At 70.1% G+C, this 24,220-nt stretch carries 21 protein-coding genes; 5 read left to right on the top strand and 16 right to left on the bottom strand.

Annotated features, from left to right (window positions below):
• Nucleotides 1–440: 440 nt before the first annotated feature.
• Complete coding sequence (locus tag ABZ806_RS33895) at nucleotides 441–1,586, bottom strand: PH domain-containing protein (RefSeq protein WP_500221536.1); 1,146 nt, start codon at nucleotides 1,584–1,586, stop codon at nucleotides 441–443.
• Nucleotides 1,587–1,987: 401 nt separating this feature from the next.
• The gene (locus ABZ806_RS33890) at nucleotides 1,988–2,368 is read right to left on the bottom strand and encodes a PH domain-containing protein (RefSeq protein WP_500221535.1); all 381 of its coding nucleotides are present in this window, start codon (nucleotides 2,366–2,368) and stop codon (nucleotides 1,988–1,990) included.
• A gap of 370 nt (nucleotides 2,369–2,738) precedes the next feature.
• Here ABZ806_RS33890 and ABZ806_RS33885 point away from each other — a divergent pair, with 370 nt between their 5' ends.
• Nucleotides 2,739–3,887: an NADH-quinone oxidoreductase subunit D gene (locus tag ABZ806_RS33885; RefSeq protein WP_500221534.1), complete on the top strand. Its 1,149-nt coding sequence runs from the start codon at nucleotides 2,739–2,741 to the stop codon at nucleotides 3,885–3,887.
• A gap of 23 nt (nucleotides 3,888–3,910) precedes the next feature.
• On the opposite strand, the gene ABZ806_RS33880 is transcribed toward ABZ806_RS33885, so the two are convergent.
• The 11 genes from ABZ806_RS33880 to dacB form a co-directional block, all read right to left on the bottom strand.
• The gene (locus tag ABZ806_RS33880) at nucleotides 3,911–4,417 is read right to left on the bottom strand and encodes a DUF3180 domain-containing protein (protein WP_500221533.1); all 507 of its coding nucleotides are present in this window, start codon (nucleotides 4,415–4,417) and stop codon (nucleotides 3,911–3,913) included.
• Entirely contained in the window at nucleotides 4,414–5,001 is a 588-nt protein-coding gene (folK, locus tag ABZ806_RS33875; protein ID WP_500221532.1) for a 2-amino-4-hydroxy-6-hydroxymethyldihydropteridine diphosphokinase, read from the bottom strand. Before folK ends, ABZ806_RS33880 begins: the two co-directional genes overlap by 4 nt.
• Nucleotides 4,998–5,363 (bottom strand): dihydroneopterin aldolase, encoded by a 366-nt coding sequence (gene folB, locus ABZ806_RS33870; protein ID WP_500221531.1) that lies wholly within the window; start codon nucleotides 5,361–5,363, stop codon nucleotides 4,998–5,000. The genes folK and folB overlap by 4 nt, the downstream gene beginning before the upstream one ends.
• Entirely contained in the window at nucleotides 5,360–5,797 is a 438-nt protein-coding gene (locus tag ABZ806_RS33865; protein WP_500221530.1) for a nuclear transport factor 2 family protein, read from the bottom strand. The genes folB and ABZ806_RS33865 overlap by 4 nt, the downstream gene beginning before the upstream one ends.
• Nucleotides 5,794–6,717, bottom strand: a complete 924-nt coding sequence (gene folP / locus ABZ806_RS33860) for a dihydropteroate synthase (protein WP_500221529.1) — start codon at nucleotides 6,715–6,717, stop codon at nucleotides 5,794–5,796. Before folP ends, ABZ806_RS33865 begins: the two co-directional genes overlap by 4 nt.
• A 178-nt stretch (nucleotides 6,718–6,895) precedes the next feature.
• The gene (folE, locus tag ABZ806_RS33855) at nucleotides 6,896–7,504 is read right to left on the bottom strand and encodes a GTP cyclohydrolase I FolE (protein ID WP_500221545.1); all 609 of its coding nucleotides are present in this window, start codon (nucleotides 7,502–7,504) and stop codon (nucleotides 6,896–6,898) included.
• A gap of 32 nt (nucleotides 7,505–7,536) precedes the next feature.
• A complete protein-coding gene (ftsH, locus tag ABZ806_RS33850; RefSeq protein WP_500221527.1) occupies nucleotides 7,537–9,540 on the bottom strand; it encodes an ATP-dependent zinc metalloprotease FtsH in 2,004 nt (667 codons plus the stop codon).
• A 390-nt stretch (nucleotides 9,541–9,930) separates the two neighbouring features.
• The gene (hpt, locus tag ABZ806_RS33845; protein WP_500221526.1) at nucleotides 9,931–10,494 is read right to left on the bottom strand and encodes a hypoxanthine phosphoribosyltransferase; all 564 of its coding nucleotides are present in this window, start codon (nucleotides 10,492–10,494) and stop codon (nucleotides 9,931–9,933) included.
• A gap of 127 nt (nucleotides 10,495–10,621) precedes the next feature.
• Nucleotides 10,622–11,617: a tRNA lysidine(34) synthetase TilS gene (tilS, locus tag ABZ806_RS33840; protein WP_500221525.1), complete on the bottom strand. Its 996-nt coding sequence runs from the start codon at nucleotides 11,615–11,617 to the stop codon at nucleotides 10,622–10,624.
• Between the two features lie 48 nt (nucleotides 11,618–11,665).
• Nucleotides 11,666–12,775 carry a zinc-dependent metalloprotease gene (locus ABZ806_RS33835; protein WP_500221544.1) on the bottom strand — a complete coding sequence of 370 codons (1,110 nt, stop codon included), beginning with the start codon at nucleotides 12,773–12,775 and terminating at the stop codon, nucleotides 11,666–11,668.
• Between the two features lie 125 nt (nucleotides 12,776–12,900).
• Nucleotides 12,901–14,301, bottom strand: a complete 1,401-nt coding sequence (gene dacB, locus ABZ806_RS33830) for a D-alanyl-D-alanine carboxypeptidase/D-alanyl-D-alanine endopeptidase (protein ID WP_500221524.1) — start codon at nucleotides 14,299–14,301, stop codon at nucleotides 12,901–12,903.
• 140 nt (nucleotides 14,302–14,441) lie between these two features.
• Here dacB and ABZ806_RS33825 point away from each other — a divergent pair, with 140 nt between their 5' ends.
• Nucleotides 14,442–14,933: an inorganic diphosphatase gene (locus ABZ806_RS33825; RefSeq protein WP_131943154.1), complete on the top strand. Its 492-nt coding sequence runs from the start codon at nucleotides 14,442–14,444 to the stop codon at nucleotides 14,931–14,933.
• A 183-nt stretch (nucleotides 14,934–15,116) separates the two neighbouring features.
• Here the strand turns inward: ABZ806_RS33825 and ABZ806_RS33820 are convergent, their stop codons facing one another.
• Complete coding sequence (locus ABZ806_RS33820; RefSeq protein WP_500221523.1) at nucleotides 15,117–16,391, bottom strand: C40 family peptidase; 1,275 nt, start codon at nucleotides 16,389–16,391, stop codon at nucleotides 15,117–15,119.
• Nucleotides 16,392–16,521: 130 nt separating this feature from the next.
• A complete protein-coding gene (locus tag ABZ806_RS33815) occupies nucleotides 16,522–18,285 on the bottom strand; it encodes an RNA polymerase sigma factor (RefSeq protein ID WP_500221522.1) in 1,764 nt (587 codons plus the stop codon).
• Nucleotides 18,286–18,721: 436 nt separating this feature from the next.
• Here ABZ806_RS33815 and ABZ806_RS33810 point away from each other — a divergent pair, with 436 nt between their 5' ends.
• Nucleotides 18,722–19,714 carry a MerR family transcriptional regulator gene (locus ABZ806_RS33810; RefSeq protein WP_500221521.1) on the top strand — a complete coding sequence of 331 codons (993 nt, stop codon included), beginning with the start codon at nucleotides 18,722–18,724 and terminating at the stop codon, nucleotides 19,712–19,714.
• On the top strand, nucleotides 19,711–22,158 hold the full coding sequence (locus ABZ806_RS33805; RefSeq protein WP_500221520.1) for a VIT domain-containing protein: 2,448 nt from the start codon (nucleotides 19,711–19,713) through the stop codon (nucleotides 22,156–22,158). Before ABZ806_RS33810 ends, ABZ806_RS33805 begins: the two co-directional genes overlap by 4 nt.
• 111 nt (nucleotides 22,159–22,269) lie before the next feature.
• On the opposite strand, the gene ABZ806_RS33800 is transcribed toward ABZ806_RS33805, so the two are convergent.
• Entirely contained in the window at nucleotides 22,270–23,748 is a 1,479-nt protein-coding gene (locus ABZ806_RS33800; RefSeq protein WP_500221519.1) for an MFS transporter, read from the bottom strand.
• A 75-nt stretch (nucleotides 23,749–23,823) separates the two neighbouring features.
• On the opposite strand from ABZ806_RS33800, the gene ABZ806_RS33795 reads away from it, so the two are divergent.
• The gene (locus ABZ806_RS33795; protein WP_500221518.1) at nucleotides 23,824–24,198 is read left to right on the top strand and encodes a MarR family winged helix-turn-helix transcriptional regulator; all 375 of its coding nucleotides are present in this window, start codon (nucleotides 23,824–23,826) and stop codon (nucleotides 24,196–24,198) included.
• Nucleotides 24,199–24,220: the final 22 nt, after the last annotated feature.

Below are 24,220 nucleotides of genomic sequence, written 5' to 3'. Positions count from 1 at the left end.
GCGACTCGGCCGAGGCGCGGGCGGTCGCCGGGCTGCCGAGCGCGTCGAGGGAGTCCTGCCGCCGCCCGACCGTCCCGTCCCACCACCCCGACGACCAGCCCCACTCATCGCCGCCCCGAAAGCCGCCCTGCCACACGCCCCGCCGCCCGCCTCAGTACACGGCTCAGCACGCACGCCGCACCCGCCCCGAAGTGTCTGCCTGGGCGCACGCCCCGGTACAAGCGGCTTCGGCGCTCGGGGTCGCCTACTTCAACGGGCTTCTCGCGAGGAATCCCGGTCCTTTACAGCCGGGAGGAATCGTCTGGCCGCGTATCGCTGCGCGTTGGTCGTCTCCGTTGGTGGGCGGTCGGCCCGTCCTCCCCCTTGGACGGGCCGACCGGTTCCATCGTCGGGGGTGGCGTGGAGACGTGGAAGTAGAACGCGATTCTGTGGAAAAGTCGTCAGCGGGCCCAGTGGGCCGGGTCTCCGCCGCCGGCGCGGCGGGCGGCCAGCGCCCGGCCGGCGGTGCTCTCGACGATCGCGCGCGCCTCGCCCAGGTCGCGGTCGGTGGCGGCGACCTGCACCGGCCCCGGGGGCGCGTCGACGTGGACGGTGGCCAGGCCGAGGAGGCGCTGGAAAACGTTCGCGGTGAGCCGGACACTCTGCGCGCGCGCGTGGGCGATCACGTCGGTGCGGCGGCAGGGCCAGCCGTGCCGGGTCACGAAGACGACATCGTCGGTTCCGGCGCCGTCCGCACGGTCGATCGCCACGGCCTTGGATGACGCGGGGACGAGGGGGACGGCATCGACATGCGTCCCCGGGAAGACTTGCGAGACGAGGTGCATGGCCACGTGCCGGGGCGCGACGGGCAGGAGCGTCGAGGACAGTGCCTGGCGCTCGCCCGCGTAACCGGCGACGGTGACCTCGACCCGGGCCCAGCCGAGGCTCCGCCAGATCACCGGTTCGACGATGCTGACGGCCTGGACGCGGCCCGGAGGGAGCGTCTGCATGCGCGTCTCCAGCAGCCCGTAGCGCAGGCGGATTCCGTCCGGTGACATCGCGACCGTGAAGTTGGCGTACATCACCAGGGGCGCGATCACGGCCCTGATGAGCCCGAGCAGGACGGGAACGGTCACGGCGAGCATGCCGCCCTCGGCGTACATGACGAGGAAGACGAGGGAGGCCAGGAACAGCAGGGCCGTCCCCAGAACGGGCAGCCGTACGAGGAGGGACGCGAACAGCGCACCGAACGGCACCCGCCAGACGTGACGCTCGGGTGCCTCCGGTGTGTGGCCGGGCAGTCCGGCGGCGCGTGCGAGGAGTTCGGCGCGCAACTGCTGCGCGGAGTTCCGTCCCAGGTAGCGGAGGGCGATCTCGCTCTGCTCACCGCCGGCCAGTTCCACCCGTACTTCGGCCAGGGCGAACACCCTCGTCACCAGCGGACGGACGAGATCGATGGCCTGAATGCGCGAAAGCGGGATACGGCGCTTGTTCTTGCGGAGGATCCCGGTCTCGACGACGAGGTCGTCACTGTCGATGCGGAATCGGAGCGCGAGCCACGTCCAGAGACCCGACCCCACCGCGATCAGTCCCATGGGGATGGTCACGATGATGAACCTGAAGATGACCTCAGGGGTGAGCGCCAGGGTGATGCCGTCTTCGGTCTGGGTCAGCAGGAGAGGAAAGCCTAGCAGGACGAAGTAGATGATGAGGAAGATGAAAGCGCGCAGTGGGGCGGTCGCCCAGTGGAGCCTGTGCGTGCCCTCGGAGAACCGGACCGGTGGACGGTAGCCGGGCGGCGGCCCGTACCCGTACGGAGGGCGCGGCGGACCGTACGGACCGGGCGGCGAGCCCGGGGGCGGACCTGGTGGGCCGTAGGGCGGGCCTGGGCGGCCTTGAGGTCCGTACGGCCCCGGGCCTGGTCGCCCTGGCGGGCCGTAGGGACCGGGAGGTGGGGGTCCCTGCGGACCTGGTGGTCCCGGCGGACCGTAGGGGCCATAGGGGCCGCTCATAGCCCCATGCTCCGTTCCTCGCCCTTCTGGGCGAGACGATCGCGCAGAAGCGCGGCCTCGGCGGTGGGAAGGCCCGGAATGGTCGCGTCCGTTGCCGCGGCAGCGGTGTGCATCCGGACGGTGGCGATCCCCATCCACCGTTCAAGGAGCCCTGCCGTGACGTCCACGAATTGCATCCGCCCATAGGGGACGACGATGAGGCGCTTGACGAACACCCCGTGCGTGACGATGAGGTCGTCCGCGCGCTCGGCGTACCCGTACGCCCTGCGATCCAGTTCGGCGACCAGCCAGGTGAGGGCCGTGCCGAGGATCACGGCGACGACCCACATTGCGGCGGCGAGCACGCTGCCGTTCCGCCACACGATGAACGCGCCCACACCGCCGATGGGAATCGCCCACAGAACGGCGGTGAGAAGCCTGTGCCAGGCGTGGCGCCTCGAAATGGGCGCCCACTGGAGGCCGCCGCCGGGCGCGAACGCCTGATCGGCGCGGTAGACCGGCGGTGCCTGCGGCGGTCCCTGCTGCTGCGGCGGCGGGTAGTGTGCCGGTACTTGACCTGGCGGTTGACCGCCAAGACCCGGCCCAGGGGGCACGGGCGGGTGCGCCGCGCCCTGGGGTCCAGGCTGCGCGGCGGGCTCGTACGGTGGCTCGCCATGGCTCGGGTTCATTGCCCCCTAGTCAACCGGAAAACGACCGCCGCTCGCCATGGGACCATGAAGCGGTGATCGGAGCGGCGGAGGCGCGACCATGACCACCGAGCGGATCGTCGGGATCGGTGCGGGCGCCAAGGAGCTCGCCACCGAGGACATGACCCTGAACATCGGCCCCCAGCACCCGTCCACGCATGGTGTGCTCCGGCTGAGGCTGACGCTGGACGGGGAGCGCATCTCGGCCGCGGAACCCATCGTCGGCTACATGCACCGCGGCGCGGAGAAGCTCTTCGAGGTCCGGGACTTCCGTCAGATCATCGTGCTGGCGAACCGCCATGACTGGCTGTCGGCGTTCTCCAGCGAACTGGGCGTCGTCCTCGCCGTCGAGCGGATGCTCGGCATGGAGGTCCCCGTACGCGCCGTATGGATGAGGACCCTCCTGGCCGAACTGAACCGGATCCTGAACCATCTGATGTTCCTCGGCTCGTATCCGCTGGAAGTGGGCGCCATCACCCCGATCTTCTACGCGTTCCGCGAGCGTGAGGCATTGCAGCGGGTGATGGAGGAGATCTCCGGTGGACGCATGCACTACATGTTCAACCGGGTCGGCGGGCTGAAGGACGAGCTTCCGGCCGGCTGGACGGCGCGCGCGCGGACGGCCGTCTCCGAAGTCCGTTCCCGCATGGGCGACATCGACGACATCATCATGGGCAACGAGATCTTCCGTGCGCGCACGCGAGGCGTCGGTGTCCTCACCCAGGAGCAGATCCTTCAGTACGGAGTCTCGGGGCCCATCGCACGAGCGTCCGGGCTCGACTTCGATCTCCGCAGGGACGAACCGTACCTCGCCTACAGCGACCTCGACGTCCGTGTGGTCACCCGCACCGAGGGCGACTGCCTGGCCCGCTTCGAATGCCTCCTCGACCAGGTGCACGCGTCCCTGGACCTCGCCGACGCCTGCCTGGACCGCATCGCCGAACTCCCGCCGGGTCCGATCAACCAGCGTCTGCCGAAGGTCCTCAAAGTCCCGGAGGGCCACACCTACGCCTGGACGGAGAACCCCCTCGGCATCAACGGCTACTACCTCGTGTCGCGCGGCGAGAAGACCCCGTGGCGGATGAAACTGCGGTCCGCGTCCTTCAACAACATCCAGGTCCTGACGGAACTGCTGCCGGGCACCCTGGTCGCCGACATGATCGCCATCCTCGGCTCGATGTTCTTCGTCGTCGGCGACATCGACAAATGACCGGGTGCCCCTAGGCGCGCCCGCTAGGCGCGGGAGGCGCGGCGGTCGCGTTCCTCTTCGTCCGGGTCCTTGGGGACGCGGCACGCGTACTCCAGGAAGAACGCCGCGGCCACCAGCACAACGGCCGCCAGGAACGTGGCGCCGCTGACGAAGAAGTCGTGGCGGGGGGTCGGCTTGTCCAGCTGGGTCGCCAGGTTGATGGCGAAGCCGCCGAACACGCCCGCGATGAGGGCGGCGGTGTGCGCGCTCGCCTTGCCCAGGGCGGCCAGCCGCGCGACCGCCATGGGCTCGATCGGCTTCGGCGACCTGCGGCCGGTCTCGGGCATGCGGGGCCGGCCGGGCTTGCGGCGGATGCGGCGCAGCACGTTCCAGCCGCTGACGGCCTCGCCGAGGGCGAGCAGCAGCAGCGTCGGCACCGCCGTCCACGGAAGCGGCGGCAGCGAGATGTAGGCGGAACGCAGCACCGCCCAGGTGACCACCGCGACGACGACCACCAGGGCGGTGAGGAACAGGGGGCGGGACGGTTTCATGCAGGCTGCTGCAGGGACATGTCCTCCCGTCGGCGAACGGCCGACGGGCCACCCTCGGACTGTTTGGCCTGGGCGAGGTCACCGACGCGGCCGTGCCCGGGCAGCAGCACGTCCGGCTCGATGTCCGCCCAGGGGACGAGGACGAACGCGCGCTCGTGCGCGCGCGGGTGCGGAAGCGTCAGGACGGGGTCGTCGGACGCGATGTCGCCGAACACGACGATGTCGATGTCCAGGGTGCGCGGCCCCCAGCGGACCTCGCGCTCGCGCCGCATGGAGGTCTCGATGTTCAGGACGCGTTCGAGCAGGTTCTCCGGTGCCAGCCGCGTGTCGGCCACCAGCACCACGTTGAGGAAGTCCCCCTGCTCGGGGATGGTCTCGCCGGGCGGCGCGTAGGGCGCGGTCTCGTAGACCGGCGAGAACGCCACGAAGTTGAGCCCGGGCGCGTCGAACAGCGCGTCGACCGCCCCCTGGATGTTGTCGAGCCGGTCCCCGAGGTTGCTGCCGATCGAGAACACGACACGATGCTGGACGAGCATGTGGCCGCCGGTGGCGGTGCGGTCGTGCATGCGGTCGGACGCTGTCATGGGCGACTCCTCCTGATCTTCACGGCGACGTCCGTGAAGGGGTGCGGCACGGGGGCGCTCGGCTTGTGGACGGTGATCTCCACCTCGGACACCGCCCTATCTTCCAGACATATAGTCGCCAGCCGGTCGGCCAGCGTTTCGATCAGATTGACGGGCTCGCCCTCGACGACCTCGACCAGACGGCCGGCGAGGCTCCCATAGTCGACGGTACGCGAGAGGTCGTCGCCGGCGGCGGCGGGGCGTGTGTCCAGCCCCAGGACGGCGTCCACGACGAACTCCTGTCCCAGCTCGCGCTCCGCGGGCAGGCAGCCGTGCCGGCCCCGGGCCCGGAGGCCGCGCAACTCGATGCGGTCGAGAGTCATTCTTCCTCCGCATCCACGACGTTGAGGACGGGTGAACCATGGTGGAGCAGGAGTCTCCACTCCCCGTCAGACCGTACGAACACGTTCGTCGCCACGATGCTTCCGCCCGCGAGGAACCCGGCCTCGGTGTCCTCGTCGGCGGTGAGGACGTTCTCCTTGCACGTCACCACGGCGTGATCGCCGTACACGTCGGTCTCGACATCGGTCAGCACGAACTGGATGTAGGTCGTGTTGGCCATGATGAGCGCCCAGGAACGCAGCACCTCGTCACGTCCGCGGAGCATCGTCCAGCCGGGATGCACGCAGGAGACACCGGCGGCGTACGGGCCGTCTGCCCACACCGCCGACATCCGGTCGAAGTCGCCGGCCTCGAACGCGGCGTAGAACTCGGCGTGGACCTCGTCCACATCGGCGCGGTTCACGGCACGGCTCATACGCGGTGTCCCCCTCGCTGGGCGCGACCGTCCGCCGCGACCGGTTCTGAGATCTCGTCATCGGACGGGCGGGCCGCGGTGATGGCGGCCGCCACGCGCACCGCGTCCGCGTTCGGGCGGACACGGTGGACTCTCGCGCACCATGCCCCGGCCGCCGCGGCCAGGGACGTGGTGGCGACGGTGGCGTCATCGCATTCGGCGAACGCACGGGGGGTTCCGTCGGGTTCGGCCAGCAACTTCGTGAGGAAGCTCTTGCGCGACGCACCGACCAGCACCGGATACCCGGTCGAGGTCAGCTCGCCGAGCCGGGCCAGCAGCGCCCAGTTGTGGCCCGCCTTCGGGCTCTTGGCGAAGCCCAGGCCGGGGTCGAGCACGATCATCGACGGGTCGACGCCCTCCCGCAGGACCGCATCGACCCTCTGCAGAAGCTCCTCGCGCACTTCGCGGACGACATCCGCGTAAACGGCACGGGTCTGCATGTCGTGGCTGTGGCCGCGCCAATGCATGACCACGTAGGGAACGCCGGCCGCGGCGACCACCCGCGGCATGTCCGGGTCGGCCAGGCCGCCACTGACGTCGTTCACCAGCCGTGCGCCCACGGCGACGGCGGCCTCCGCGACCTCCGCGCGCATGGTGTCCACACTGACCGGGATGTTCTCGGCGCTGAGCGCCTCTATGACGGGCACCACCCGGCGGAGTTCCTCGTCCTCCGACACACGCTGCGCACCGGGCCGTGTCGACTCGCCGCCCACGTCCACGATGTCGGCGCCCTCCGCGGCGAGGTCCAGCCCATGGCGGATGGCCTTTTCGGGGTCGAACCAGGCTCCGCCGTCCGAGAAGGAGTCCGGAGTCACGTTGACCACGCCCATGACGAGGCAGCGCCCTGGCGCGGGCAGCCCCGGAACTACGGCATTGGTCATGTCACCCAACCCTATGCCTTGACGCCGTCCTCTCGACGCGGCGCCTCGACCGCTCCGGCCCGGCCGCGCCGCCCTCGCCACCCCCCCCGCCGAGGACCTCCCCAACCAGCAGAACGGGCCTCAGCGCGACGCTGAGGCCCGTTCGGACGGCCGGGGCTCCACGGGAGCGGGCGGACGGTCAGTAGCGGCCCAGGATGAGGCTCATCGCCTCGGAGCGGGTCTCGGCGTGATCGCGGAAGTCGCCGCGAACCGCCGACGTCACCGTCTTCGCGCCCGGCTTCCGCACACCCCGCATCGTCATGCACAGGTGCTCGGCCTCGATCACCACGATCGCACCGCGCGGCTCGAGCACGCTCATCAGCGCGTCCGCGACCTGGCTCGTCAGCCGCTCCTGCACCTGCGGGCGGCGGGCGTACACGTCCACCAGCCTGGCCAGCTTCGACAGGCCGGTGATCTGGCCCTTCTTGTTGGGCGTGTACCCCACGTGCGCCACCCCGTGGAAGGGCACCAGGTGGTGCTCGCACACGGAGTAGACCTCGATGTCCTTCACCAGGACCATCTCTTCATGGTCGGCGTCGAACACCGTGGTGAGCGCGTCCTCAGGGGTCTGCCTGAGGCCGGCGAACTGTTCGGCGTACGCGCGCGCCACCCTGGCCGGGGTGTCGCGGAGTCCGTCACGGTCGGGGTCCTCCCCGATGCCGATCAGGATCTCGCGCACGGCCCTCTCTATACGCGCGTGGTCGAAATGCCCGCCGTGCAGGGTCTCGCCCGGCGGGTCACTCTCGATCGGCGCCTCGTCGTACGGAATCGCCAAAGCGGTCAGCTCTCACCCTGGGCCGGGTCGACCGCCTCGGAGGTGACCCCGCCCTGGCCGTTGTTCTTGGTCAGGTCGGTGACGTCCTGCGGGCCGAGCAGAGCCAGCTCCTTGGGCGACAGCACCGGCGGACGGTCGGACGGGAGGCGCTTGCCGTAGCCGGTGTAGGAGTTCTGGTGCGGCCGCTTCTGGATCGGCGCGAAGATCTCCAGCACCATGTCCTTCGACAGGGTCTCCTTCTCCATCAGGTTGACCACGAGCTCGTCCAGGACGTCCCGGTACTCGACAAGGATCTCCCACGCGGTGTCGTGGGCGGCCTCGATGTACCGGCGAACCTCGTCGTCGATCGCGGACGCTATGTCCTCGGAGTAGTCACGCTCGTGCCCCATGTCGCGGCCCAGGAAGACCTCGCCCTGACCGGAGCCGAACTTGCGTGCGCCCAGACGCTCGCTCATGCCGTACTCCGTCACCATGTTGCGGGCGATGGAGCTGGCCTTCTCGATGTCGTTGGCCGCACCCGTGGTCGGCTCGTGGAACACGAGTTCCTCGGCGGTGCGCCCGCCCAGCAGCATGGCGAGCTGGTCGTTCATCTCCGAGCGCGTGGTGAGGAACTTGTCCTCCATCGGAAGGGTCATGGTGTAACCCAGGGCCCTGCCGCGCGGAAGGATCGTCACCTTGTGCACGGGGTCGGAGTTCGGCAGCGCGTGCGCCACCAGAGCGTGCCCGCCCTCGTGGTAGGCGATGATCTTCTTTTCCTTCTCCGACATCACGCGGGTCTTGCGCTCCGGCCCGGCCATGACGCGGTCGATGGACTCCTCGAGGGTGTCCATGTCGATCAGCTTGCGGTCGAAGCGGGCCGTGAGCAGCGCGGCCTCGTTGATCACGTTGGCCAGGTCGGCGCCGGTGAAGCCCGGCGTGCGGCGCGCGATGATGTCGAGGTCGACGTCCTGCGCGAACGGCTTGCCGCGACCGTGCACCCGCAGGATGCCCTTGCGGCCCTCCAGGTCGGGGCGGTCCACCGTGACCTGCCGGTCGAACCGGCCGGGACGCAGCAGCGCCGGGTCCAGGATGTCGGGGCGGTTCGTCGCCGCGATCAGGATCACGCCGCCCTTGACGTCGAAGCCGTCCATCTCGACCAGCAGCTGGTTGAGGGTCTGCTCCCGCTCGTCGTGGCCGCCGCCGAGGCCCGCGCCGCGGTGCCGGCCGACGGCGTCGATCTCGTCGATGAAGATGATCGAGGGGGCGTTGGTCTTGGCCTGCTCGAACAGGTCGCGGACGCGGGAGGCGCCCACACCGACGAACATCTCCACGAAGTCCGAACCGGAGATCGAGTAGAACGGCACACCGGCCTCACCGGCCACGGCGCGCGCCAGCAGCGTCTTGCCGGTGCCGGGCGGGCCGTACAGGAGCACGCCCTTCGGGATCTTGGCGCCGATGGACTGGAACTTCGCCGGGTTCTGCAGGAAGTCCTTGATCTCTTCCAGTTCCTCCAGGGCCTCGTCGGCCCCGGCCACGTCGGCGAAGGTGGTCTTCGGGGTGTCCTTGGTGATGAGCTTCGCCTTGGACTTGCCGAAGTTCATGACCCGCGAGCCGCCGCCCTGCATCTGGTTCATGATGAACAGGAAGATCAGCACGATGACCACGATGGGCAGCAGGCTGAACAGCAGGTTCAGGAAGAAGCTCTGCTTGGGGACATCAACGTTGTAGCCGCCGGACAGTTTGCCCGCGTCGGCCTGCTTCTGCAGCTGCTGCTGCAACTGGAGCCCCTGGCCGTCGACCCAGGACGCCTGTTGCCGCTTGTCGTTCTGAAGGGTGACCTCGATCCGCTGGTCCTTGTCAACGATCTTGGCCGACTCCACCTGGCCAGCGTTGATCTCCTTGACCACCTGAGAGGTGTCGACCTTCTCGAACGAACGGCCCGGATTGACGCCCCACATGACGAGGGCGACCAAGATGCCGAACAGCAGGATCCACAGCAGCGGCCCGCGAAAGTAGCGCTTCACGTCCATTTATCCGGTTACCCCTAGGGGGCCCGTCCCTCCTGACCAACGTCTGTGTACGATCCCCGCCCGTCCCGGGGGGACGAACGCCACTGCGATCAACAATGCGTCCAACGAAAGGACCGTCGCCCTGGGCTTCGGACCCACCGTGGCGGCTTCCCTCATATGACCCCCCGAACCAGAGGTCCGGGACACCGACGGTACACCGCAGGCGCAGGAGACGCAGCCGACGCCGTTCTCCCGCATCCCTTCCATATACCCGTCAACGATCCTTGCAACGATTCGTCACGGTCACTTGTTCCCCGGACTCTCCCCGGGCCTGGTGCGCACGCCTGTGACCAGTACGACCGCATCCGGGGATCGGCGCACGTCCGGGGCCGTCCGCGCCGGGCGGGACGGTCAGGCGCCGTCACCGCCGTACACGTGCGGGGCGAGCGTTCCGACGAAGGGCAGGTTCCGGTACTTCTCCGCATAGTCGAGCCCGTACCCGATCACGAACTCATTAGGGATGTCGAACCCGATGTACTTCACGTCGAGGTCGGTCTTCACCGCCTCCGGCTTCCGCAGCAGGGCGCAGATCTCCAGTGACGCGGGACCGCGCGAGCGCAGGTTGCTCACCAGCCACGACAGGGTCAGGCCGGAGTCGACGATGTCCTCCACGATCAGGACGTGCCGGTCGATGATGTCGGTGTCGAGGTCCTTGAGGATGCGCACGACGCCCGACGACTTCGTGCCCGAGCCGTAGGACGACACCGCCATCCAGTCCATCGACGCGGGCGTGTGCAGCGCCCGCGCCAGATCCGCCATGACCATGACGGCGCCCTTGAGGACCCCGACGAGCAGCAGGTCCTTGCCCGCGTAGTCGGCGTCGATCTGCCCGGCGAGCTCCCGCACCTTGGCCTGCAGGTCGCTCTCGGGGATCAATACCTTCGCCAGGTCGGTGCCCAGGTCCTTCTCGTCCACAACCCCACCCTTTTGCTCAACCTCGCCCGTCCGGGTGGGACGGACGCAGGACGGACACCGCCGCACGCGCCCTGTACGCGATGCGCACGACGGACGCGCCGTGTGGCCGTTCGCACACGCCGCGAGATCACGCCGGGCCGAACAGCAGCCTCCCAGACCTCCGGACGGCGCGAAACCCTCCGGGCAGATCTACGTGCCGCTGGCCGTGCCAGGCCGTGACCAGCCGGTCCACCGCATCGACATGAACCGCCGCGAGCGTACCCGGTGGGCTGCCGGCCTTTATCGCGGCCATCCGCAAAACCCTCGTACGGACGGCCCTGGGCAGTTCCGCGAGCCCTTCCAGCCGGACGGCCGCGCCGCAGCCGTCCTCCAAGGTCTCCAGGTCGGCATAGGCGCGAGCGGCCAGGTCGTCCAAGGCATCGGCGTCGTCGCGAAGCATCCCGGCCGTCCGCGCCAGGGCCTCGGCCACTCCTGGCCCCAGTGCCTTCTCCAGGGCGGGGAGTGCCTGGTGCCGTACGCGCACGCGCGCGTAGGCGGGATCGACATTGTGGGGGTCGTCCCAGGGCTCCAGCCCCATCGCCTTGCAGGCCCTGCGCGTGGTGGCGCGATCGACCCCCAGCAAGGGCCTCAGATAGCGGACGCCCTGCCGGCGGAAGGCGAGGGGCATGCCGGAGAGCGATCGGGCACCGGACCCACGCGCAAGCCCCAGAAGCACGGTTTCGGCTTGGTCGTCCTGAGTGTGGCCGAGGAGGACGGCCGCGGCTCCCAGTCGCTCAGCGGCCTCGTCAAGCGCCTTGTAGCGGGCATCACGCGCGGCGCCCTCGGGGCCTCCCGGCCCGTCGACGGTGACCGCGACAGATCCGGCCGGGTCGAGCCCAAGGCCCGCCATGGTTCGGACTACGGTCTCGGCACGCTCGTCCGAGCCGTCCTGCAGTCCGTGGTCGATCGTGACCCCGCCCGCGGGGCGTCCGTCCCTGGGCGCCTCGAAGGCGAGCGCGGCGGCGAGCGCGAGGGAGTCGGCGCCCCCGCTGCACGCGGCCAGCACCATCCCGCCCCGCGGCAGATCGGCGACCACCCGCCGCACCGCGAGACGTACCACCGCCACTGCCGGATCAGGCCCCATGGTGAAACGTCTACCACCACACGGGGCCGTGCAGGAGCGCGGCCAGGCTCAGGCTTCGTTGGCCTTGGGCGGGGTGTCGATGGCCCTGGGACCGACCACGCGGGACATCCAGGCCGTGGGCTCCTTGATCTCGTCGTGCGTGGGGAGCGTCTCCGGGGACTGCCAGACCTGGTTGAAACCGCTCATGCCCACTTCGGCGACGACCCGGCGGACGAACCGCGACCCCTCCGCGTACTGCTTCATCTTGAGGTCGATGCCGAGCAGGCGCCGGATCGTCTTGTCGAGCTTGGTGCCGCCCTCACGGCGCCCCTGGAAGCGCGACCGGATCTGCTGGACGGACGGCACGACCTCCGGCCCCACCGCGTCCATCACGTAGTCGCCGTGCCCCTCCACCAAGGTCATCACGGCGGTCAGCCGGTCCAGGATCTCGCGCTGCTCCGGGCTCTGGATCGCGTCGATGAGGTTGGCGTCACCGCCGCGGACTGCGTCTGCCACGGCTTCGGCCGCATCCCGGATGCGGTCCAGCATCGCGCCCGGATCGAGGTCCGAGGCGAGCAGGAACTTCGTCATCTGGTCCTGGACGTACTCCCGCAGCCAGGGAACACCGGTGAACTGCGCGCGGTGGGTCTCCTCGTGGAGGCACACCCACAGGCGGAAGTCGCGCGGCTCCACACCCAGTTCTTGTTCCACATGGACGATGTTGGGTGCGACCAGCGTCAGTCGCCCTGTCGCGGCACGACCGGTCGGGTCCGGCGGCAGGAACAACTCGTACTGCCCCAGAACACGGCTGGCCATGTAGGCGAGGATGGCGCCCACCTGCATGCCCGTCACGCGGGAGCCGACCGCCTGCACGACGACGTTGCCCGCACCACCGAGGGGCCCCGGGGCCCGCCGCTCGGACAACTGCTCGATGAGCGGCTCCAGCACCACCCGGAAGCCGTCCACGTTCGCACGGATCCAGCCGGGCCTGTCCACGACCGTCGCCGGGTCGGGATCGAGCTCGGACGCCATGCCGGTGAAGTCGCGCACGTGCCCGTGGGCGACCTTCGACAACTCGCGCAGCTCCTTCACGACCTCACGGGCCTCGTCATAGCTGACCTGCGGTCCCGGCCTCACGAGCCGGGTTCCGGCCTGTACGGCCACGTTCCAGTCGATCATTGAGGCGCTCATGTGCTCCACCGTACGTTTCGGAGACGGCGCCGAGGCGCCCCTGCTCGATCGTTCAACGAACAACCGTTCTGGTTATCTCCCGTACGACCGCGCCCACACGCGACCGGCCCCGGTCAGCCGCAGCCGCAGGCGGCGACCGTCGCGGCGAGCTGGTCGAGCTTGCCCGGGTCGACCGGCCCCTTCCCGTCCCCCGCCATGAAGGCGAACGCGAGCAGCCGTCCGTCGGCGTCGTAGGCGAGCCCCGCCAGCGTGCTGACACCCGCCAGCGTGCCGGTCTTGGCGCGGACCATTCCCGCCCCCGCCCGGCTGGAGGCGACGGTGTAGCGCGGCGGGCTCAGCGTCCCCGAGAACCCCGCGATGGGCAGCCCGGTGATGACCGGCCGCAGGTCCGGATGGTCGTCCCCCGCGGCGAGCGAGACGATGCGGGCGAGCGCGATCGGCGAGATCCGGTTGCGCGGCGACAGCCCGCTCCCGTCGTTGACCGATACCCCGTCCGCGACACCGAGGGTGGCGAGAACCTGCTGCACGGCCTGCGCCGAGTCCGCGAACGTCGCCGGACGTCCCTGCTTGATGGCGACCTGGCGGGCCACCGCCTCGGCGACGTCGTTGTCGCTCTCGGTCAGCAAATGCTCCACCAGAGCGGACAACTGCGGTGACTGGACGGCGCCGAGCCGTTCCGCGCCTTGAGCCGCCACCGTCTTCCGTCCCGCCTTGGCCTTGACCCCCTGCTGGGACAGCAAACGCGCGAACTGTCGCGCCGCAGCGGCGGGTGGGTCGGCCACCCGTGTCTTCTTGGTCGGATCCAACGGGGAGACGCGCCCCTCGTCGACGGTCAGGGCCGACACAGGGGCGACCTCGCCGTCCGGCAGATAGTTGGGCTTCCAGCCCGCCGCCGTACGCGGACCCTGGTACGCGGACACGTCGTAGTCCACCCGCACCTGGCGCACCCCTGACGCCTTGAGCGCGGTGGCCGTCTGACGGGCGAGATCCAGCAGCGACGCATAGGGCGGATGGCCCGCCCCCGGACGTGGCGGAAGGGCCGTCAAGGTAGGATCCCCGCCTCCGACCAGTACGATGCCGCCGCCGGCGCCGCGCACGACCTGCGTGGTGATCCGGTGCGCGGGTCCGGCCGAGGCCAGCGCCGCCACCGACGTCGCCAGTTTCGTCGTCGAGGCGGGGGTGGCGGGCCGGTCGGCGCGCAACTCGTACAGGGGCCGCCGCGTCTCCGCGTCGACCACCACCGCGTTGATCTTCGCCTGCGGGCCGCCGATCAGCGCCGACAGCCGTCCCGCCAGGACGGACGGGTTCGGCGGGCGGGCCGTCCCGGGATCGGCGGCGGGCATGACCACCGACGACGCCGGGACGCTCACGAGGTCGCGGACGGCCACGCTCGGCGGCTGCGGGGAAAGATGCCGGTCGGGTGTGAGTTTCGCCACTGCCAGCCCGGCGGTGACGGTGAAAACGTTGAGGAGGGACAGCGACAGAATGACGAGGGTCCGGCCCCGTCCAGGCACGTGACCGCCCCTCTCCCACTCAGCACTCGCCAACGTGCGACATCCTTATACGAGGGAACACTCGCCCCGTGGGGCCGGCCTCACCCACCGGGGCTCCCGAGAGACTATTCACTGCGCGCGCGCAGGGAGCGGAGGACATCTTGGATTTCGACGTCACCATTGAGATCCCGAAGGGCCAGCGGAACAAGTACGAGGTGGACCACGAGACGGGGCGCATCCGGCTCGACCGCATGCTGTTCACCTCGACGCAGTACCCGGCCGACTACGGGTTCATCGAGGACACCCTAGGGGAGGACGGCGACCCGCTGGACGCACTCGTCCTGCTCCAGGAGCCGACCTTCCCCGGTTGCCTGATCCGCTGCCGTGCGGTGGGCATGTTCCGGATGACCGACGAAGCCGGTGGTGACGACAAGGTCCTGTGCGTCCCCGCCACCGACCCCCGCATGGAGCACCTCCGCGACATCCACCACGTCGCCGAGTTCGACCGGCTGGAGATCCAGCACTTCTTCGAGGTCTACAAGGACCTGGAGCCCGGCAAGTCCGTCGAGGGCGCCAGCTGGGTGGGGCGTGTCGAAGCCGAGCTGGAGATCGAGCGTTCGCGCAAGCGCGCCGCGGACCAGGGCGGTCACTGAGCGCCGTCCGGTCCTGCCGACCGGCCGGGCCATGCCGGGGCCACGCCGGGTGAGGGCCGGGCCGGGGCAGGGAGTCGCGGACGGCGCTGATCCGCTCCCCGCCGCCCCGCGACACGACTCGCGAGGAACCCTTCCGTGCGGAACGCCGCGCGGAAGGGTTCTCGCCGTCCAGAAGGCCGTACGTCACCCGGCGGGACGGGTGGCACCGATCAGGTCACTCCGGTGGATGCTCGATATGCGCACGCTGGCGCCCGTGTAGGGAGCCTCCACCATCCGGCCGTCGCCGATGTAGACGCCGACGTGATGGATGGTGCCGGGGTCGGTCGGGTCCACGGCGAAGAAGACCAGGTCGCCTGGCCGCAGTGCTCCGAGGGGAACGTGCGGGCCGGACGTCCACTGCGTACCGGTCCAGTGGTCGAGTCGTACACCGGCCTTGTTCCACGCGTACATGGCCAGGCCCGAGCAGTCGAAGCCGACTGTGCCCGCGCCTTGCGCGACCCCATGGCTGGGTCCGAACGTGTTGCCTCCACCCCACGAGTACGGTGTGCCGAGCCACTTGAGCGCCGCCCGGGCCACCAGCGCACCGCGAGCGGCGGACGACGTCAGCCCGGGGACGGCGGAACCGGCACCGGCGAAAGAGGCACGGACCTTGCGCGCTTCGGCCTTCTCTCTGGCCTTCTCCCGCGCGCGCTTGACCCGGACTGCGCGGGCCTGGGCCCTGCCAAGCCGGTGCTCCAGGCGCCGCTTCTCAGCTTCGATGCGCTGGACGGACTCCTGCTGCTCGGCCACCGCGTCCTGTGCGACTCTCTTGGCCTCGTCGGCGCGCCGGGTCGCCGCCTCCTGGTCGCCCAGCGCGGTCTCCGCCTGGCGACGGAACACGTCCGCGACGTTCTTGGACGCCTCGACACGTCGGACCATGGCGGTGCGCCGTTTGGCGAGCATCTCCACCAGGCCGGCACGGTCCATGAATCCCTGCGGACCGCCGTCACCGGCGAGCGCCGAGGAGATCTGGTCGTAGCCGGTGTTGTCGCGGTAGACCTGAGCGGCGAACGACGCCAGTTCGGCCCGGGTCTGCTCCACGCGCCGGTCGGCCTCCACAAGGCGCCCTTGAGTGACCCTGTACTCCTGTTGCGAGCGTTGCAGTTTCACCTGTTCGCCGTTGTAGCGCTCTATGGCGGCCTCCGCGGCGATGGCGAGCCTGTCGAGTTCGCCGTCCGCCTGGGCGAGCTTGGCCTTCGTCCGGCCGACCTCGGCCGCCCGCTGCCTGACCTGGCGTTCGCTCCGTTCAACGTCCTGCGCGCTGGGGCCGGGATCAGCGGAGGGACGCGCGGACGCGGCCGGCACCAGCAGGGTCATTCCGATCGCGATGCCGGAGGCGAAGGCCGCCGACCGCAGCGCCGCACTCCGGGCCGGGGACGGTGTCGCGCGGCGGCGGGTGTCTGCTGCGCCAGATGCCATGAGCACGTCCTCCCCCGGGGATGTACTGCTTAGCGCAAACGATCACCTACGAAGAGTAGTTGTCTCTGGCAACGGCCGGTACTTCCGCCGCTCTCCAGCGTGGGTTCGCGTCATCCGGGGCGTGTTCGCGTCACCCGGTGGACGCGGGGCTCACGCTTGGTGAGGTGCTTCCGGACGACCGCTCCGCCGGGGTCGGCGTCGGCTCCGGAGTGCTGCTGGACGGCGGCGTTGTCGGCGAGGGAGTCGATGGCGGTCGCGGGGACGGTTGTGGGCTCTCTGGCCGTCGAGTGCCGGACGGTGTGGGATGCGGGCTCTCCGGTCGCTGCGTCTCCGGCGGCGTGGACGGAGTTTCCGGTGCGGAGCCCGTCGGTGTAGGCGACGGGCTGTTGCCGGGTGGCGCGTCCTGCCGCCAGGTGACGCGCACGTGCACGGCACCGGGCCGGAAGATGATGGTGCCGTTCCCCTGCTCGTCCGGCCGTCGGGAAACGTGCACGCGCACGGTCATGGTCTGTCCGGCTCGAAGCTCCCCGGAAGAGGGTTCGACCCGTATGGGGCCTTGAGTCGCCGCCCGCCAAGCCACCGGCCCGTGTTCTGCGCGCACTTCGATGGAGCCGTCCGACTCCCCCGCCAAGTCGAGGAAGAGCGGTGAGACCGCCAGGACGCCCTTGGCGCCATTCGGTTCGCCCTCGGATACGGGGACCGGGAGTGGTGCGGGCAGGGCGGTCGCCGGTGCCGAGGACGCGCGCGCGCCCAGCGGCAACGTGGCCGACACCGGAGCGGCGTCAAGAGTGCCCGGCCCTTCATGAGGCGCCGTCGGCGGCCGTCTGGTCCCCGGCGCCTGTGAGAAGCCCGGGATCCCGGTCGGACGCGGGTCGGCCGCCGTTCCCGCGGGCTTCCGTGCCGTGCCCAGGACGCCGTACATGGAGGCGACCCCGCCACCCGACAGGAGGGCCACCACCGCCAGCACCATGGCTGCCCGGACGACCTGCGCGCGCATGCCGGCCTCATGTTCTTCGAAAGGGGCGTTGCGGGGACGTCGCAGCCATGAGCGTCCGCTGCCGGAACGGATCACTCGTCCTGACCGAACGGCCTGGGTCGGGAAACCATCAGGCGTGAACTCCGTGACCCGGGTGGCCACGAAGAGCCTGTAGCCGACCAGTTCGGGGTCGAGGAAGCAGCTCATCACCCGCAGGCGCAGTTCTGCCGCAGGGCGCGGGTCCGGCAGGAGCCCGTAGACCTTCTTCGCCGACACGGTCCGGGGACGGAACGCTCCGCAGATGGAACACTCCTCCGCGTGTTCCATCAGCCGTCTGCTCAGGTGGTGATCGAGTTCGCCACGTCGCTCCCGCAGCAGCATGGCGCGCTCGGTACAGCCGTAAGGACCCTGCTGGGCGAGGATCTCCCCCGTCAACGCCTCTTCCAGTTCGGCGTGCGCGTCGTCCAACGCCTGCTGGACGTCCTTCAGCGACAGGCCGAGCACGGCGGCCAGATCCGGGACTGACAACCGTCGCCTGATCCTCAACTCCAGGATCTCCCTGGAGGCCGGACGCAGCGCCAGTACCGCGTGCCACGCCGTGACGCGCTGGTCGACGTCCTCCTGGTCATGGGTGGCGACCGGCACGTCCGGCGCCTTGAGCCTGGGGGGCAGGCGCCGTTCGCACTCCTGCCTGGCGATGGCACAGAGCCACGGCCCGAACCGGCCGGGGTCGCGCAGCCTGCCGATGTGCGCCTCGGCCACGATGAACGTGTCGCGCAAGGCGACCTGTGCGGCGTCACGGCACCGCAACCGGAACCAGCAGTACGCGTAGAGCCGACGGGCATGGGCGTCGTACACCGCGGCCGTGGCGCCCGGATCGCGCTCGCGCAGCGCCTCGACCAGGAGATGGTCGTTCATACCAGAAAAGGTAAAGGCTTCCGGCGGTCTTTACTGGCCAATTCAGAAGATCCAACTCCGGCACCGAACATCATTCTTGCGCTATCTGCATAACTCTCATGAAGAGTCGCAATTATACGCTATGCGTGGTTTGACCGACATACTGCAAGTATCGCACGCTTGCCGTGACCAGCGGATCATGACCGTGAGCGATCGACATACAGCCCATGGTGAACGGGGTGAATTCGACCGTCTGCTTACGACGACATGTCACCGAAGCGCGCCGGTGCGAGATAGCCGACGCCGCTGGTGCGCACCACAAGGCCCCTTTTCCTCGGCCCCGAGCCGCACCTGAGGCAACAGCGTGCGGCAGGCCAGCGGTGACGATATGAGGTCTTCCGAAGTTGATCTTCGTACGAGCTTGACACTGTCACGATGACAGTGTCATCATTGAGCCATGGACGGTACCTGGACGATCGGCGAGTTGGCGCAACACGCCGCCGCCGCCCTCGCGGCGGACGGTGCCGTGCAGGCCAGCGGCCGGGTGCGCGACCTCCCGAACACCCGGCTGATCCGCTGGTACACCACGATCGGCCTGCTCGACCCGCCGCTCGGCCGCCGCGGCCGCACCGCGCTCTATGGCCCCCGCCACCTCCTCCAGCTCGTCGCCGTGAAACGCCGCCAGGCCGAGGGCAGGTCGATCGCGGAGATCCAACTCGAACTCGCCGCCGCCACCACCGAGACCCTCACCCACATAGCCGCCCTCCCACCCGGGCTGGACGGAACCACCCCGCACGCCGGCTCACCACCCGGCACGGGCCACACGATCCAAGACACGAACACCTTCCGGGCCCCGCCAAGCACCGCCGACGCGAACCCCGTCGAGGCTTCGGCGACGTCCCCGGCCCAAGGAGGATCCGCGGCCGACGGACGCGCCCTTCTCGACGTGAACGCCGCCGAGGACCCGGCAGGCGCTCCAGTGCCGGCCCGGAGAACGGACACCGCCCCAGGCCACGGCGCTGAGGGCGCGAACGCCGCCGAGACGGGCGGCTCTCCGGCTCGGGAGGGGTCCGAAGCCGGGCCCGGCGGGCCGGGCGCGGACATGGAGACCGCCGACTCCGTGGACGCGCCGGCCGGGCCGGAGAACGAAGGGGCCGGTGAGCGGGGAGCCTTCTGGAGGGCCCGGCCCGATGTGTCGTACAGCCCGGCGACCGTCGCCGCCGACTACGGCAGGCCGATCCCCGTGGTCGTGCAAGGGGTCCGCCTGGCACCCGGCCTCACCTTGCTCCTGGACGGTCCCGCCCTGAGCGACGACGACCTCGCCGCGATCGACGCCGCCGCACGGCCGCTGCTCGACGAGTTGCACCGGCGCGGCCTCGTCACCACCGTCGAAAGCCCCGCACGTCCGCCCGCACGTCCGCCCGCAGATCACTTCCGGAGGTCACCGTGACCGTGCGCATCCTGCCGCTACCCGAGACCGAACTGCCGGCATCCGACGGCGGGCTCGGGGCGCTCAGCACCGGCAAGGGCAACCTGCCCCTCGAATCCGTCGACGTGCACGCGTCGATCACCGGCCTCGCCGCCGGTATCAAGGTCGTCCAAGGCTTCCGCAACCCGTTCGACACCCCGCTCGAAGCGACCTACATCTTTCCCCTGCCCGACCGTGCCGCCGTGACCGCGATGCGCATGGAGGCCGCGGACCGGGTGATCGAAGGGACGCTGAAGGAGCGCGCCGAGGCCCGGCAGGACTACGACACCGCGATCACCTCGGGCCAACGCGCCGCGATCACCGAGGAAGACCGGCCGGACGTGTTCAGCATGCGGGTCGGCAACATCCTGCCGGGCGAGCAGGTGACCATCACGCTGACGCTCGCCCAGCCGCTGCCGCACGAGTCGGACTCCGGCGCGACGTTCCGCTTCCCGCTCGTGGTGGCCCCCCGCTACATCCCGGGCACGCCCTTGGACGGCGGACGCGCAGGGCCCGGGGTCGCGGACGACACCGACGCCGTGCCGGACGCGTCCCGTATCAGCCCGCCAGTCCTCCTGCCCGGCTTCCCCAACCCGGTGCGCCTGGCGGTCACCGCCGACATCGATCCGGCCGGCCTGCCCCTGACCGAGATCCGGTCCGCGCTGCACGTGGTGAGCCAGGAGGGTGACGGCGGGCGCACAACCGTGCGGCTGCAACCGGGCGAGCGGCTCGACCGCGACTTCATCCTGCGCCTCGGTTTCGCCCCGCACGAGGCCGCGGCCCTCACCCTGGTCCCCGACGAGATCGCGACGAGGTACCCGCCCAAGGGCGATCACGCGACGATCGCCATCGTTCCAGGGTGGCGCCAGGAGGGAACGTTCAGCCTGACCGTGCTGCCCTCCGGCGACGCCCGGCCGAGCCCGCGCGACGTGGTGCTCGTACTCGACCGCTCCGGCAGCATGCACGGCTGGAAGATGGTCGCCGCCCGCCGTGCCGCCGCCCGCATCGTCGACACCTTCCGCGGCGAGGACCGGTTCGCCGTCCTGTCCTTCGACAACGTGGTCGAACGCCCCCGCGACCTCGGCACCGGCCTCGCCGCCGGCACCGACCGCAACCGGTTCCGCGCCGTCGAGCACCTGGCGGCACTGGAAGCGCGAGGCGGCACCGGAATGCTCGCCCCACTCGACGAAGGCTGCCGCCTGCTCGCCGACTCCGCGAGGGACCGGGTGCTGGTCCTCATCACCGACGGGCAGGTCGGCAACGAGGATCAACTGCTCGTCCACCTGGAGCCCCGGCTCCAGGGCATCCGCGTCCACACCGTGGGCATCGACCAGGCCGTCAACGCCGGCTTCCTGAACCGGCTCGCCTCCCTCGGCGGAGGGCGCTGCGAACTCGTCGAATCCGAGGACCGCCTCGACGAGGCCATGGAGCACATCCACCACCGGATCGCCGCCCCGCTCGCGACCGGCCTCACCCTGCACGCCGACGGCCTGGACATCGAACCGGACACCGTGGCCCCGTCCCGCCTGGGTGCGCTGTTCCCCGGCGTGCCCCTGGTGATCACCGGCCGGTTCCGCGGCCCACTCTCCGGTTCGTCCGACGTCGGCGGCACGCCCTCCGGATCGCTCTCCGTGCGGGGCACCGCATCCGACGGGACGCCATGGGAGCAGCACGCCGCCGGCGTCGTGTCCACCGACCGCGCCACCACGTCCATTTGGGCACGCGCCCACCTGCGCGACCTCGAAGACCGCCACACGACCGGCAGTTCAGGCAACCTGGAACACCGCATCGTCCGAACGTCACTCCGCTTCGGCGTCCTGTGCCGCTTCACCGCGTTCGTGGCCGTGGACAGCCGGGTGGTGACCGAGGGCGGAACCCCGCACCAGGTCGTCCAGCCCGTGGAGTCCCCCCGGGGCTGGGCACCGCCCACGGCACCCCAGAGAACCGCGCACGCCACGTTCTCCGCGGCACCGGCGGCGTTCGCACCCCCACCGGCCCCCGGAGGCGCCCCCGATCCATCGCTCTACGGCGACGCGCCCGCCGCAGCGGCAGGCTCCGGCCGCCCCCACGTCAGGCGGGCCCAGAAGCGACCGGTCCCACGCCCGGCACGCCCCGTCCCAGCCCTCACCGGCTTCCAGCAGGAACTGTCCAACGTCCTCGACCGCCTCCGCCAGGTCACCGACGACCAGCGCATCCACGTCCTGCTGAGCGAACTCCTCCCCGTCCTGGAGTCGATCGTCCAGCGGATGGAGGCCGAGTACCTGGACGCCACCCCCCTGGCCACTCTTCGCGACGACCTGCTTCGCATCCAACCCACCGCAGACCAGGCCAGCGTCAATGCCCAGTGGACTCGCGCCCTTCAGACTCTGGCCGACTTCACGGGCGAGGCCCCACCCCGTCGCCCTTTCTGGAAACGCGCCGAGTAGTTGCGCCCACCCAGCACCCCACCGAACCACCGCCGGGGGCGACCCCACCAAGGCCTCCCCCGGCACCCGACACACGTGCCCGGCAAGTGTTCACCAGTTGGAGGAAGGTCGTCAGGCGTGCTTGCCCCGGTAGTGGTGCAGCAGCGGGACCAGGTTCAGGGCCAGGCCGACGACGGCCACGGCGCCGACCAGGTTGACGCCCGGGTGGAACTCGGCGAAGCCGTCGCCGCCGGCGGCCGTCCCGCCCGCGACGAGCGCGGTGACCACGGCGAGGACCAGGGCGGCGCCCACCTGCCCCGAGGTCTGGACGAGACCGGAGGCGAGGCCCTGCTCGGAGTCGTCGATCCCGTCCGTTGCCTGAGCCATGATGGAGCTGAAGCCGAACGCGAACCCGCCGCCCAGCAGCAGCATCGTCGGCAGGATCGTGACGGCGTAGTGCGGGGCGTTCCCGGCCGTGGCCAGGAACCAGCCGTAGCCGAGGCTGAGGGACGTCATGGAACTGATGATCAGCCGCGGTGTCCCGTACCGGTCGATCAGGCGCCCGACGAACGGGGAGCCGAGGGCGACGAGAAGCCCGGCGGGCAGCAGCGCCATGGCCATCTTCAGCGGCGACCAGCGCAGCACGTCCTGCAGGTAGAGCGTCATCATGAACTGGAAGCTGAGGTACGACCCGAACAGCGCGACGATGCTCAGGTTGGCGCGGACGATGGAACCGATCCGCAGGATGCCGAGCCGGATCAGCGGGTGCCGCACCTTCTTCTCGGTCACGATGAAGCCGACCAGCAGCGCGGCCGCGAGCACAATGGACCCGAGGGTGACGGGGTCGAGCCAGCCGCGCTCCGGGGCCGAGACCACGGTGTAGACGGCGAGCAGCATGCCGCCGGTGAGCGTCACGGCGCCGACGAGGTCATGGCCGCCGTCGTCCGCCGGCCTGTCCCTGGGGATCAGCGCGGCACCCGCGATGAGGGCGATGACAGCGAGCGGAACGGGCGTCAGGAACGTCCAGCGCCATCCGAAGCTGGTCAGCAACCCGCCGAGGATCAGCCCGGACGAATAGCCGCTGGCACCGAAGACGGAGAACACCGACAGCGCCCGGTTCCGCGCGGGCCCCTCATGGAACGTGGTGGTCAGGATGGACAGGGCCGTGGGCGCCGTGAACGCGGCGGCGAGCCCCTTGACGAAACGGGTGACGATCAACAGGGTGCCGTCGTTCACCAGCCCGCCCACCAGGGACGCGACGGCGAACACGGCAAGTGCGGTGAGGAAGACGCGGCGGCGTCCGAGTAGGTCGGCGGTACGTCCACCGAGGAGGAGCAGCCCCCCGTAACCGAGGACGTACCCGTTCACGATCCACTGCAGCGACGTGGTGGAAAGGCCGAGCTCAGTGCCGATCGACGGCAGCGCGACGCCCACCATCGAGACATCGAGCCCGTCGAGGAACATCACGGCGCACAGGACCGCGAGGATTCCCCACAGCCGGGGAGTCCAGATCTGTTCGGCCGGTACACGCTCGGCGCCCGGCGGACGGACGGTGGAGACAGGTGAGATGTCGGTGATAGCCACGCCGGAGGACAGTACATGCACATGCATCAAATGTCTACGCACTAGTTGTGGTCGAACTTAATGCAGATGCACATGATGTGCACACATGCTAAAATCCGCGCCATGGAGGCGAAGACGGCTCTGGTCGACCGCTGGCGGGAGCTCGCGACCTGCTACAACACGGTCGCCTGCGCCCTGGAGCGCGCCCTGCAGGACGCCCACGGCCTGAGCATGAGCGAGTACGAGACCCTGGACCGCCTCGTCGATCTCCACTGTGAGAAGCGCCGCATGCAGGAGATCGCCGCGGCGATGTACCTCAGCCAGAGCGCCCTGTCCCGCACGGTCGCCCGCCTGGAGAAGCACGGCTACGTCGAGCGCGACCTCTGCAAGGACGACCGCCGCGGCGTCTTCGTCCAGATCACCGAGTCCGGCCGCCGCCGCCACGCCGAGGCCCGCGAGACCCACCTGAAGATCCTCGCCGAAAACCTGACCCCCTGACCCCCTGACCGCCCCCACGGGC

This window comes from Spirillospora sp. NPDC047418 (assembly GCF_040643275.1).
Lineage (GTDB): Bacteria > Actinomycetota > Actinomycetes > Streptosporangiales > Streptosporangiaceae > Spirillospora.
This window is presented reverse-complemented; position numbering and strand designations above follow the sequence as displayed.